We start from the raw sequence: 12,887 nt of genomic DNA on the forward strand, positions 1-12,887 counted from the left end.
CCACTGGATACGCCCATCATCGTAATGCGGTAAGCGTTCGGATCTAACTCTAAATTATCGCGAATATGCACAGGCGGCACTAAAAAGCCCAATTCTTGAGACAGTTTTTTACGCACGCCCTTAATTCGGTTCAGTAATTCCCCGCCTTGTGATTGATCCACTAAGGGGATGAGTCGATAGCCAACTTCTAAGCCAATCACATCAACTTGTTGAACGTCATCCCAGCCCAGCTCTTTTTGCTCTTGTTTGTTAACCATGCCAGTTCCCGGTGCTGCTCCATTGGCCGTTTCCTCAGCTAAAGCAGCCGCGACTTTTAATTTATTTTGTTGTGTGTAATACGCTAAATACCCCAGCAACGCGCCTAAGCTTAAAAACGCCACATGGGGCATGCCGGGCACTAAACCCATAATGATCAAAATACCGGAGGCAATAAATAACGATTTTTCGTTACCCAATTGCTGTTTGAACTGATCGCCCATGTTGTGCGATTCGTTTTGACGTGTCACCACGATTGCCGTACCGATAGACAACAGCAATGACGGCAATTGCGCCACTAGGCCATCGCCTATGGTAAGTAAGGTATATACTTCCATCGCGTGACTAAAGCTTAAGTCGTGTTGGATCATGCCCACAAATAAGCCACCAACAATATTAATCACTAAAATAACAATGCCAGCAATGGCATCGCCTTTTACAAACTTACTGGCACCATCCATCGAGCCATAAAAGTCGGCCTCGCGAGTGACTTCTTCACGGCGATCCCGTGCTTGCTCGGCACTAATAAAACCCGCATTCATGTCGGCGTCTATTGCCATTTGCTTACCAGGCATGGCATCAAGGGTAAAGCGCGCCGACACTTCTGAAATACGCCCAGCGCCTTTGGTAATTACCACGAAGTTTATGATGATCAAGATTAAAAACACCACTAAACCCACCGCGTAGTTACCACCAATCACCACCGAGCCAAACGCTTCTATCACTTTACCGGCAGCGTCGCCGCCATTATGACCTTCTAAAAGCACCACTCGCGTACTGGCCACGTTAAGCGCTAAACGCATGATAGTGGCAATCAGCAAGACCGCCGGAAACATACCAAAATCAAGGGGTTTCATGGTGTATACAGTAACCAGTAGGACCACCAAGGCTAAGGCAATATTAAACGAAAATAATATATCGAGCAGAAACGGCGGCAGCGGTAAAATAACCATACCCAGCGCAGCAAGCACCATTAATGGTGTTCCTACCCCTTTGGCATACTCTTTTTTATCTTTATTAAGTTGTTGTAATACCGCTTTAAATCCCATAACTCTACAATTTCAAAAAATTGACACTGAGCTGGATTTGCAATAACCATTCCAAGTTGGTTATTGCTGTGAACTGGTGCTAACAGAGTAAATAGTATTGGGATTAGTATTGGTAATCATCGGGGATCGGCAGCTTTTTATTCAGTGGGGTTGGGCGTTTGCCACGGCCTTTTTTAAAGCGCTTCAGCTGAAACACATAGGCCAGCACTTGCGCGACGGCGGTAAACAATTGATCGGGTATTTGTTCGCCCACTTCCGCGGTATGATAAAGCGCTCGCGTAAGCATCGGAGACTCTACAATGGGGACCTCATTACCTAAGGCTATTTTTCGAATTTGCATCGCCATTTCATCCACCCCTTTGGCCAAGACAATCGGCGCACCGGCACGCTCGGTATCATACTTTAATGCCACGGAATAGTGGGTGGGGTTGGTTACAATCACATCGGCGTCGGGAACATCTTGCATCATCCGTTTTTGCGACATTTGCCGCTGTGTTTGCCTAATCCGCGCTTTAATTTGTGGATCACCTTCCGAGTTTTTATACTCGTCTTTAACCTCTTGCAACGTCATTTTTAGTTGTTTGTTATGGTTATAACTTTGAAACGGCGCATCTATCGCGGCAATCACGATTAACGTACACGACAAGCCTAAAAACATCCACGCTAAAATTTCTAAGGCATGAATAATATTACCTGGGGCACTTTCAACACTGAGATGCAGTATTTCATCAAAAAAGGTATTAATTAAAAACACCGCGACACTGGCTACCAAGGCAAATTTTAACAACGACTTTAATAGCTCAACGGCAGCTTGAGGGCCAAACATGCGTTTAAACCCTTTGGCAGGCGACATTTTACTTAGCTTAGGCGCCGCGGCTTTCCAGCTAAAATTAAACCCACCTAACATGGTGTTGCCAATAAACGCCGCCAACACAATAATAAATACAAACATTGCCATTGGAAACATCAGTGCATCGGCCACTTCACCCCACACCGAAAACATTTTCGTGGTGTCGTACGTTTCATTGCGGTTCAGGCTGAGCATTCTGCCCATCACGTTATATAAACCTTTGCCTATATCAGGCCCGTACAACAGTAAAGAGATGGCCGAAAAAATCAGTACGAACATGGTGCCCAGCTCTTTTGAGCGCGCGATTTGCCCTTTCTTTTTTGCATCATCCACTTTTTTGGCGGTGGGTTGTTCGGTTTTTTCTTGTCCTGAATCTTCAGCCATACTTAACCCCTAAGGTGAGCAGCCGACTAATGAACACATAAGCTCAACCATTCTTAACCACTGAAACTCAAACTGCGAGACGAAATTACCCAGTGTCGCCCAAATAATAATTAGCCCCGCCACCAGCGTAAACGGAAAACCAATCGAAAATATATTCAATTGCGGTGCGGCGCGCGTCATAATGCCAAACGACATATTAATTACCAACATTGCGGTGAGCGGTGCTAACGATAACACCAGCGCGGTGCTAAACATCCAGCCACCCCAGGTAACTATGTCCCAGTAATGATCCACCGACCACCAGTTGCCGTCTATCGGCAGTACGGTAAAACTATGCACCACCATTTGAATCATCATTAAATGACCATTAAATACAAAAAACAGCAAAGTGGCTAAAATCAAATAAAATTGCCCAACAGCAGGCACACTCAAACCATTGGACGGGTCAACCACAGACGCAAACCCCAGACCGGTCTGCATCGCCAGTATTTGGCCGGCAAGCACAAAGGTATTAAGTAACAGGGTTGAGGCAAAACCAATGGCAATACCAATCAACATTTGTTGGATCACCACTAAAATCATTTCAAAGGAGAATAAGTTAGTAAATGTGGCAGGGGGTAGCATGGGCACAGCCACAAAGGTAACCACCACCGCTAAGCCCATTTTTATTCGCGTTGGTACATTTTTCGCGCCTAAACCGGCCATCACCATAATCATTGAGCTGATGCGTACTAAGGGCAGTAAAAAGTCACTTAACCACTGTATTACAACACTAAACGGCAGCTCCATAGTTAGCCTGCAATTTCAGGGATGAGCAGTACTAGGCGAGTAAAAAAGTCCATTAGCTCTTGAGTAAACCAATGTCCCCCGACAATCAGGGCGCTGATGGTAATCAGTAAGCGGGGTAAAAAGCTTAAGGTTTGTTCGTTGATTGAAGTAGCGGCCTGAAATACCGCCACCACAAGCCCCACTATTAAGCCGGGCACAACAATGGCAGCAACCAGTTTAATTACTAAAAACAACGCACTACTTAAAATATCTACAAATATTTCTGGTTCCACGCTGTGCTCCTAATGTGCTATTTGCTTGGCGTTACTGCGCATTATGTGCCTAAGCCAAAGCTTTTTGCTAACGTGCCCATTACCAAGCTCCAGCCATCCACTAATACAAATAACATGATCTTAAACGGCAAAGACACGATCATCGGCGACAGCATCATCATACCCATGGCCATTAATACCGATGCCACCACCAAGTCGACGATTAAAAACGGAATAAAAAACATAAAGCCAATAATAAACGCCGTTTGTAGCTCGCTGGTTACAAACGCAGGGATAAGTACAATTAAAGGGGTGGCTTCGGGGGAGTCGAGTTGATCGTAGCCCGCTATTTTAGCAAACGTTTCTAAATCTTTAATGCGTACTTGCGACAGCATAAATGCTTTCATTGGCTCTTTAGCTAATTCTAACGCCTGCGTCGAGGTTACTTTTTCGCTTAAATACGGCTCGATTGCCTGTTCGTTAATCTGCTGATAAATCGGCGCCATGATAAAAATACTTAAAAATAACGACATACCCAGTAAAATTTGGTTAGAAGGCGTTTGCTGCAAGCCTATCGCTTGGCGCAAAATAGCCAGTACCACGATTATACGGGTGAATGACGTCATCATTATAATGGCGGCAGGGATAAAACTCAGCGCCGTCATAATCGCTAACACTTGCAGCGTTACCGAGTAATCTTGGGTGCCATCGGCATTGGTGGTAATGGTTAATGCATCTATCCCTTCTGCTGCAACGTGCGGCATAAACAAGACGGCAAAAATAACCAGCAGCCATTTAATCATAATTTAATTCTTTTTATTTTGCTTGTGTTGTGAATTTAAAAGCTGACCAAAGCGCTTTGCAAGCTCTGGTAATTCTTTTTCACTCAAAGGCGTTTCTAATTTATGCAAATAATTAATGCTATGCGGGGTCACCCCTAATAAGTGTTGCGCGTTATCGATTTCGACCACCATTAAACGCTCACGAGAGCCCAAAGGTAAGCTACGGATCACCTTAAATTCATCGCTATTTGCTAAATTAGGGTTCAGCTTTTTTACAAAAAAGGCCAGCACTATAATCAGTACTAGCACCATAATCAGCGACAACACCATAGAGAGAATATCTGCTGTGGGGGTTGCCGTGTCAGCGGTGCTAAAAACCGATGCCGTTAGCGCGAACAGTGCGCTCATCGTAACTTTTTGATCCGTTCGACTTGGCTGATCACGTCGGTTAAACGAATACCAAACTTATCGTTTACCACCACCACTTCGCCATGAGCGATTAACGTGCCATTCACCAATACATCTAATGGCTCACCCGCAACACGGTCCAGTTCAACTACCGAGCCTTGATTTAATTGTAATAAGTTACGAATATTTATTTTAGAGCGGCCCACTTCCATCGAAATAGTGACCGGAATGTCTAAAATAGTATCGAGCTTGCGCTTTTCGTCGCCGCTGATCTCTTGCTTATTATCACTTAGCTCATCGAGCTCCGTTACTTTAGGTTGCGCACCATCATCGCTGCCTTCGGCCTCAGCTAAGGCTGCTGCCCATTCGTCCATTGTGTCTTGATCATCGCTCATACTTTTAACCTTATTATCAATTACCAGTCTAAATCTACACCGTCTGAAAGGTGTAAATCATCTTCTAGTTCTGCTAATTCTGCATCTGAGTCAATTTTCTTGCCGCCTTTGGTAAATACATGCAGCTCAGATTTAACTGAATCAGGGCGTTTAATTTTTTCACTAATTTGCAGAGCAACGTTATCCCGCGAACGGCCCATTTTAGCTCTAAATGTCGGCAGTTCTTCAACAAATACGGTAATATGCTCTGGCATTTCTACCGGTATAATATCGCCGGCTTTCAGTTCCATTATTTGTTTTAAAGAAAGCTCTACTTCAAGTAACTGAGTTGATAAATCAACCTCAACATCCATAATTTCATCACGCAGGGCCTTACTCCAACGTAAATCGGTATCTTCAGTGTCCGATTGTACACCGGCATCGAGCAACTCGCGGATTGGCTCGAGCATAGAGTAAGGCAACGCAATATGAAAGTCGCCTCCCCCGCCGTCAAGCTCAATATGAAACGAGCTAATCACCACCACTTCTGTGGGGCTAACTATATTTGCCATTGCAGGGTTTACTTCTGAGTCGAGGTATTCAAACGACACATCCATAACCGGCGACCACGCTTCTTTATAATCTTCAAAGATTATTTTTAGCAGCATTTGTACGATACGCCGCTCGGTTGGCGTAAACTCGCGCCCTTCTATTTTGGCATGATAGCGGCCATCGCCACCAAAAAAGTTATCCACCAAAATAAATACCAAGCGCGCTTCCATGGTGATCAGGCCAGTGCCTTTTAACGGTCTAAAGCGCACCATATTTAAGCTGGTCGGTACAAACAAGGTATGCACATACTCGCCAAATTTAATCATTTGCACGCCATTAATCGACACCTCAGCGGTGCGACGCATCATATTAAATAGGCTAATTCGCATATGGCGAGCGAAGCGCTCATTAACAATTTCAAGCGTGGGCATGCGCCCGCGGACGATTCTGTCTTGCGACGAAAAATCGTACTGTAGGGTACTTTCGCCACCGTCTTCACCTTCGGGTATATCTTCCTCGTCAACATCATCAACGCCATGTAAGAGTGCATCAATTTCGTCTTGGGATAATAAATCGCTCACGCTGACCCCTTATTGCATCACAAAGCCGGTAAATAACACCCGCTCAATTACTTTACTGCCTTCTACGCTTACCAGTGCTGCTTGCACTTTTTCCAGCGCAGTAAAGCGTAAATTCTCTTTGCCGGCACTGGTGCTTAGCTCGTCGGCTGTGGTCATAGAGAAAACACTTAATAAGGTACCTTCAATCAGTGGTATGTGTTTTTTGGCGGTTTCTTCATTAACATCGCCACGTACCAGCAACTGCACTTTTATTTGTACGAGTCGGTCGCGACTTGAACCAGGTACGTTAAATACAAACGGCCTTGGCATAGCAACATAAAGAGCACTCCCTAACTTAGCTGATGAACCCGATGAAAATGTTTGCTCAGAAACCACCACTTCGTCATCCAATGTAGCTATGGGTGCATCGGAAGCCGAAAAGATAAAATAGCCAGCAACAGCGGCAATAACAAACAATAGCGCGGCAATGATAATGACGATCAGCTTCTTGTTACTTTTACCGGTTTCTTCTATTTCTAAATTGGTTTCTTCAGCCATGGTATTTCCTTAATAAGCTTAAGTACTTGCTTGTTTTAGTTGTTATAATAGCAGCAGTTAAGCATAGTAATCTATTGTTGATAACGTTTGTTGTCGAGAACTTTGTTGTTGCGCCGCTGTTTGCTGCTCATTTTCATCCGTGGCGTCATCGTTTTGCGTCAACTGCCCCGCTGCTCCCGGTTGGTTTTGTTCCGCTTCGCCTCCTTGTTGCTCCCCATACGAAACCGTGCTTTCGCCTAAATCAATTCCTTGCTGCGCTAGCATTTCACGTAACCGTGGCAAAGACTGTTCAAGCGCCTCTTTGGCTTGTTGGTTTTGTACTACAAAATTGATTTGTGCTTGCTCAGCATCACTGCGAATACGGATTTGCATACTGCCCATTTCAGGTGGATCTAGGCGTATTTCTGCCATTTTATTATTAATACTTAGCATTGAACTAACACGCTCTTGCAGCATCTTGGCTGCATCGCTTTTAATTATATTCAAAGCCTGTAACACAGTTGGATCTAGGTTGGCTGCTTTAGTCTGGCCGCTTGAGTGTAACGCTCCTAACTGCAATGCTTGCGCATCTAAGCTAGCTTGTTGATACGCTAAACTCGTATCTGCTGCCGCCGTGCTCCCCGACAGCCCCGTTAGCTGCGAAAATAACTCAGCGCTGCGTGGGGTTAATAACTCGCTGCCATTCGCGGCGATTGCGTCTTTTTGCACGCCAGCCTGTTTACTATCTAATGCCGCGGTTAAATCGTTGAGCGCGTGTTTAATATTAGCCAAACGCTCCCCTTGGGGTTGCTCATTTTTAACAAAGCCGTTTAATTGCGTGACCAGCGATTGTTTTTCAGTGGTCGTTAAGCCATCCAGTTGCGCTTTTAGTGCCGCTTGCGGATTGGCTGTTTGCTCGTTTTCAATAATAAACTGCGCCAACATTTGCCTTAAGCTGGCAAGATTGTCGTTGCTTGAGGGTTTATGCATCGCATCGAGCTGGGCATTCAACTGCTGGTGTTGCTCGGGAGTGAGTCTGCTAAGTAACGTGTCTGACTTTATTGCGGCGTTATCTTTTGTTAATAACGACGCTACAGCTGCATCAAGTGGTTGTTTGTGTGCCGTGTCGTTTGCCAGCCCAGCCGCTGCGCCTTCGCTATCGGCAAAGTTCGCGGCTTGAGGTGCAATCACAATGGGGGCAAGTTTGTCTTCGGGTTTAACAAATATTTTTTTGAAGTCGGCTGCAATGGGGAGTGCTTTATAGTCACTGCTGTTTACTGACACATCAATACTATGCGCGGCATTTATTTGCGCTAACATCGCCTCACCCGATACCGGGTTTTCATCTGTTGTTGCGTCGTCGCTGTTTTTTTCAGTTGAACCCGCGGCTTTTACATGGGGCTGCTTTTCTGTGCTTGATTGGTGGGCAACGTCTAGCTGAGTACCAAAGCCCGCAGCCGACTCTTCATCATGCTTAGTCGCAGACGTTTTTTTATGCGCATACCCGTCTTGCTCAGATAGCGTTAACATTGCAATATCATTCATCGCCATAAATCACCCTATAACGCGGCAACCAGTCACCGTCGTACAGCCAAAAAATATATATAGCTAACATCAAAGCAATTAACGTGCCTATATTAATTAACTTTACGGCGTTGAAAGAATTGATTAGCAGTAAATTCATCAAGCATTTTTTGCTCATTTTTAGCCACTAATGCAGCGGCGGCTAATTGTTGCTTTTCGATTAACTTAGCCACTGCCTTAGCTTTTATTTGCTGTTGTAACCACAGCGTTTTTCGCTGGCTAACCACTTGTTTGGCAGTATTGACTGTATTCGCTTGTTGACGAGTGGCTTCTTCTATCTTGGCTATAAAGGCATGATACTGACTAAACCCAGCACTGGATAAGCCAGACTGCCCTTTAATATGTAACTGCTGAGTATATTCCAGTCTAAAATCATTTAAGCCTTGCAGTTTCTGCTGGTTGGCTTGTAAATGTTGATTCGCCTGCAAATAGCTGATGCGCAGCGTTTCTTCTTTATCATTTTCAATTTTTAGCAGTAAATGTAGCTTGTTGTTCGCCATTATGCTTGCCCTAATAGCTGTGCCAGCCCTTGTAAGCCCTCGTCGTAACTAATCACATCGCGCATACCTTGCTGTAAAAAAGCATTCACCCGTGGCATCATATTAATTGCTTGGTCGAGCATTTGATCGGTGCCTTTTTGGTATGCGCCTAAAGTGATCATATCTTTATTTTGCTGATACATTGAATACACTTGCTTGAGCACGCGCGCTTGTTGCATATGTGTTTCCGAGACCACTTGTGGCATCACACGTGAAATCGATTTTTCTATATCTATGGCTGGGTAATGGCCGCTGTCGGCAAGCTCCCGCGACAACACTATATGACCATCTAAAATAGCTCGCGCTGCATCGGCTATTGGGTCTTGCATATCATCACCTTCGCTCAACACGGTAAAAAAGGCAGTGATGGCACCTTGCCCTTCGCCGCCATTACCAGCGCGCTCCACCAGCGCCGGTAGCTTAGCAAACACCGACGGCGGGTAACCTTTTGTCGCTGGCGGTTCACCCACAGCAAGGGCAATTTCACGCTGTGCCATGGCATAGCGGGTGACCGAATCGAGTAATAACAGTACGTTTAATCCTTGATCGCGAAAATACTCGGCAATGGTCACCGCACTTTCACAGCCTTTTAAGCGCATTAACGGCGAAGAATCTGCAGGAGCAGCAACAACCACAGAACGCTTACGCCCTTCAACGCCGAGTATTTCTTCAATAAACTCTTTAACTTCGCGACCACGCTCGCCTACTAACCCCACCACAATCACATCGGCTTCACTGCCGCGAGTCATCATGCCAAGCAACACCGACTTACCAACCCCTGAACCGGCAAACAAGCCCATTCGTTGCCCTTGTCCTACGGTAATCACCGAATTAATTGCCCGCACTCCCACATCCATAGGTTGGCTAATAGGGCGTCTGGCAAGGGGGTTTATTGGCTTTTGGGCAAATTTAAGTGTGTGCTCGGCATTAATTTTACCTAAACCATCCAGCGGGCGACCCAAACCATCAACCACTCGGCCAAGTAAGCCCATTCCCACCGGTAACCCCGTGTCGTTTAATTGTGGGATCACTCGAGCGCCGGGTAATACCCCCGAAATATGATCGTTAGGCATCAAGTATAAGGTTTGCTCATTAAAACCCACTATTTCAGCATCGACAAAGCCGTTCATGGTCTCTATTTTGCATTGACTACCAACCGGCGCACGTAAGCCTTTGGCCTCTAGGGTTAAGCCAACCACACGTGTTAACACCCCCGCGACAGCCACGGCGGGCGCTTTAATATGCTGTTGATAGTGGGATAAGCGTTCGCTTAACGGGGTATCTTGCGCAGACATAACATGCCAATAAAAATAGTTAGATATTACTGCTATGCAAAAAACTATCCAACGTTTCTTTGACGCGAGCTTTCAGTGTCATGTCTAGTGACGACTGCGCTGTTTTTACTTCACAGCCGCCCCGCTCAAAAGTGGGCTCGGCCACAAGCTGCCAATGATTCTCGCTGATTGTTTGCTCGCCATAGCTCGCTGTAACTAATGCTAAATCTTCGGGGTGCAGGTGGATGCGGACCTTTTCTTGTTCGCTGTTAAGCGCTTCGATGCTGTGCTTCAAAGTGTGTAAAATAACCTCGGGAGTCAGGGTGACTTGCTGGTAAATAATGGCTTCGGCAAGCATCACGGCCAGCTGGACCAATTGCTTTTCTGCCTGTTCATCTACTTTACTCAGCGGGGTGGTTAAGTTATCTAATAGTGTGCGTAAACTGCTTAGTTGTTCCTCCACTAAGGGCTTTACGTCTTCGTGGCCCTGTGTTTTGCCTAATTCTAGACCTTCTTTATAGCCAGCTTCTTTGCCTTCACTAACACCTTTTTCAAAGCCATCTATATAACCTTGCTCATGGCCTTGTTTAAGACCCTCTTCGTATGCGTCTTGCCTAATACGTTCAAGCTCAGCCATAGTTAACGAAGGGAGCTCTGGCTGTTGTGGCTCATCACTGGGCATGTCTTCGGCTAATTCTTTTTTATACAGCTCCGCAAGGGGGGTGCCAAATGCGGTCGAACGATTAGCAAAGCTTTTTTCATCGGGAGCCACATCGGGAATAGGCCAATTTTTTAATAACTCATCGGCCTCTTCTGCACGCAGTGGGCGCCCTTTTAGCATAGACGGTTTAGTCATGGCTTATAAAAACTCCTCACCACCACCGCCACCGAGCTGTATTTCACCCGAGTCTGATAAACGGCGTGCCGTTGATAAAATTTCTTTTTGCGCCGCTTCTACTTCGCTAATGCGTACCGGTGCCATTGCTTCTAAGTCATCGGCCAGCATTTCTGAGGCACGTTTTGACATGTTGCCGAGTATTTTATTTTTCAACGCATCATCGGCGCCTTTAATTGCTTTCATTAATACGTCTTGCTGTACTTCACGTAAAATGGCCTGAATACCGCGATCATCAACATCCATTAAGTTTTCAAAGACAAACATCAGGTCTTGAATTTGTTGCGACATCTCTTCGTCATGTTCACGAATAGAGTCCATTAACTGGCCTTCTACGTTAGTATCTAGGTAGTTCATAATATCGGCAGCGGCTTTTAAGCCACCCATTTTAGCCGCTTGCGCGCCCGCTTGGCCGGCAAATTGTTTTTCCATTATTTCATTAAGTTCTTGCAGTGCCGCAGGCTGTACTTCTTCAAGGTTGGCAATACGCATGGTTAAGTCTAAGCGCACTTTTTCTGGGAATTGCGCCAAGATTTCTGCCGACTGCTCTGGCTCTAAATACGATAAAACAATGGTTTGTATTTGCGGGTGCTCATTACGAATAATATTAGCCACCTGCTTAGAGTCCATCCATTTTAATGAATCCAACCCTTTGGCCCCAGAGCCCATCACAATTTGGTCAATTAAGCTGGCCGCTTTGTCTTCACCGAGCGCCGCTGTGAGCGCTTTTTTAATAAAGTCTTCTGATTGAAAACCTATCGTACTAAAGCTCTGAATTTGCTCAATAAACAAATTATGCACGGCACTTATTTTGGCTTGTGATAAATCTTCTAACCCCGCCATAGCCATACCCACTTTTTGCACTTGCTTCGGCTCTAAGTGTTTTAGTATTTGCGCTGCATCTTCTTCCGATAAGCTCAAAAGTAATATCGCGGCTTTATCGACCCCGTCGAGTTTATCAACATCAAATGCTGGCGGGAGTTGTTTTTGTTGATCAGTCATCTTCTGTTAACCACGCTTTCACTACTTGTGATGATAGTTCTGGTTCGTTTGCTACAAGGGCACGTACCGCTTTAAGTAAGTCTTCGTCACCATGGAGGTCGGGCAGTTGCAATGTACCATCACTGGAGAAACCCACCGCTGCAGAATCAAAGTCTTTCTTCAGCATATCTAAACCGTTATCGCCAATATCCACTCCAGAGCTTAATGCATCTTCATCGTAATCATCAAGCGTACTTTCTGGGTAAATTAAGCGTTTCAGCATAGGTTTAACCACGGCCACAATCAAGACAATAATCACCAACGCCGCCAATACTAGACGCGTTACTTTCATAAACCAATCTTGTTCCCACAGAGGTTGCTCGTAACTCATATCAACGGCTTCACGAACAAACGGCACAGTTACCACTTCGAGTGCATCACCGCGTTGCATATCAAAGCCAACACCGCCTTGCAATAAGCGACGAATATTTGACAACGCCTCGGCTGAGCGCGGTGTCATCACCGTTTCGCCGTTTTCATTGACTTTAGGAATGTAGTCAACAGCCACCGACACACTAATACGGCGGATCACCCCACTTTGCTGACGCTTATGCGAAATGGTGGTGTCGAGCTCATAATTACGTGTGGCTTCTTTGTGCGTCCGACCTGGCGGTGTGGTATTAGCAGCCCCTTGCCCTGTGGTTTCAGGAATCGTTGCGTTTAATGGTGGTTGATTGCTCAGCGCCCCCGGAATCCCCATAGCTAAACCACCAATATTGTTTTCTTCAAAGGTGGTTTCACTGCGCACTGCAGGAAGGTCGGG

At 45.6% G+C, this 12,887-nt stretch carries 15 protein-coding genes; all 15 read right to left on the bottom strand.

Going from position 1 to position 12,887, the window contains the following annotated elements; all coding sequences use genetic code 11:
* A partial coding sequence (locus tag ABYB02_RS09180) for a flagellar biosynthesis protein FlhA (protein WP_372762170.1) occupies positions 1–1,304 on the bottom strand: 1,304 nt, incomplete at its 3' end.
* A 103-nt stretch (positions 1,305–1,407) separates the two neighbouring features.
* On the bottom strand, positions 1,408–2,538 hold the full coding sequence (flhB, locus tag ABYB02_RS09185; RefSeq protein WP_372762171.1) for a flagellar biosynthesis protein FlhB: 1,131 nt from the start codon (positions 2,536–2,538) through the stop codon (positions 1,408–1,410).
* A gap of 9 nt (positions 2,539–2,547) precedes the next feature.
* Positions 2,548–3,327 (bottom strand): flagellar biosynthetic protein FliR, encoded by a 780-nt coding sequence (gene fliR, locus ABYB02_RS09190; protein WP_372762172.1) that lies wholly within the window; start codon positions 3,325–3,327, stop codon positions 2,548–2,550.
* A 2-nt stretch (positions 3,328–3,329) separates the two neighbouring features.
* On the bottom strand, positions 3,330–3,599 hold the full coding sequence (fliQ, locus tag ABYB02_RS09195; RefSeq protein WP_372762173.1) for a flagellar biosynthesis protein FliQ: 270 nt from the start codon (positions 3,597–3,599) through the stop codon (positions 3,330–3,332).
* A gap of 41 nt (positions 3,600–3,640) precedes the next feature.
* A complete protein-coding gene (gene fliP, locus ABYB02_RS09200) occupies positions 3,641–4,381 on the bottom strand; it encodes a flagellar type III secretion system pore protein FliP (RefSeq protein WP_372762174.1) in 741 nt (246 codons plus the stop codon).
* A 3-nt stretch (positions 4,382–4,384) separates the two neighbouring features.
* Positions 4,385–4,768, bottom strand: coding sequence for a flagellar biosynthetic protein FliO (fliO, locus tag ABYB02_RS09205; protein WP_372762175.1), 384 nt, complete (start codon positions 4,766–4,768; stop codon positions 4,385–4,387).
* Positions 4,765–5,163 carry a flagellar motor switch protein FliN gene (gene fliN / locus ABYB02_RS09210; protein WP_372762176.1) on the bottom strand — a complete coding sequence of 133 codons (399 nt, stop codon included), beginning with the start codon at positions 5,161–5,163 and terminating at the stop codon, positions 4,765–4,767. Before fliN ends, fliO begins: the two co-directional genes overlap by 4 nt.
* A 20-nt stretch (positions 5,164–5,183) precedes the next feature.
* Complete coding sequence (gene fliM / locus ABYB02_RS09215) at positions 5,184–6,275, bottom strand: flagellar motor switch protein FliM (protein ID WP_372762177.1); 1,092 nt, start codon at positions 6,273–6,275, stop codon at positions 5,184–5,186.
* Between the two features lie 9 nt (positions 6,276–6,284).
* Entirely contained in the window at positions 6,285–6,812 is a 528-nt protein-coding gene (gene fliL / locus ABYB02_RS09220; RefSeq protein WP_372762178.1) for a flagellar basal body-associated protein FliL, read from the bottom strand.
* Between the two features lie 57 nt (positions 6,813–6,869).
* Entirely contained in the window at positions 6,870–8,342 is a 1,473-nt protein-coding gene (locus ABYB02_RS09225) for a flagellar hook-length control protein FliK (RefSeq protein WP_372762179.1), read from the bottom strand.
* Between the two features lie 86 nt (positions 8,343–8,428).
* Entirely contained in the window at positions 8,429–8,875 is a 447-nt protein-coding gene (fliJ, locus tag ABYB02_RS09230) for a flagellar export protein FliJ (protein WP_372762180.1), read from the bottom strand.
* Entirely contained in the window at positions 8,875–10,209 is a 1,335-nt protein-coding gene (fliI, locus tag ABYB02_RS09235; RefSeq protein ID WP_372762181.1) for a flagellar protein export ATPase FliI, read from the bottom strand. Before fliI ends, fliJ begins: the two co-directional genes overlap by 1 nt.
* A gap of 19 nt (positions 10,210–10,228) precedes the next feature.
* Complete coding sequence (gene fliH, locus ABYB02_RS09240; protein WP_372762182.1) at positions 10,229–11,044, bottom strand: flagellar assembly protein FliH; 816 nt, start codon at positions 11,042–11,044, stop codon at positions 10,229–10,231.
* 3 nt (positions 11,045–11,047) lie between these two features.
* Positions 11,048–12,085 (bottom strand): flagellar motor switch protein FliG, encoded by a 1,038-nt coding sequence (fliG, locus tag ABYB02_RS09245; protein WP_372762183.1) that lies wholly within the window; start codon positions 12,083–12,085, stop codon positions 11,048–11,050.
* Positions 12,078–12,887: flagellar M-ring protein FliF C-terminal domain-containing protein (locus ABYB02_RS09250; protein WP_372762184.1), on the bottom strand; the 810-nt coding region annotated here is incomplete at its 5' end. The genes fliG and ABYB02_RS09250, both read right to left, overlap by 8 nt.

The organism is Pseudoalteromonas sp. (assembly GCF_041613455.1).
Classification (GTDB): Bacteria; Pseudomonadota; Gammaproteobacteria; order Enterobacterales; family Alteromonadaceae; genus Pseudoalteromonas.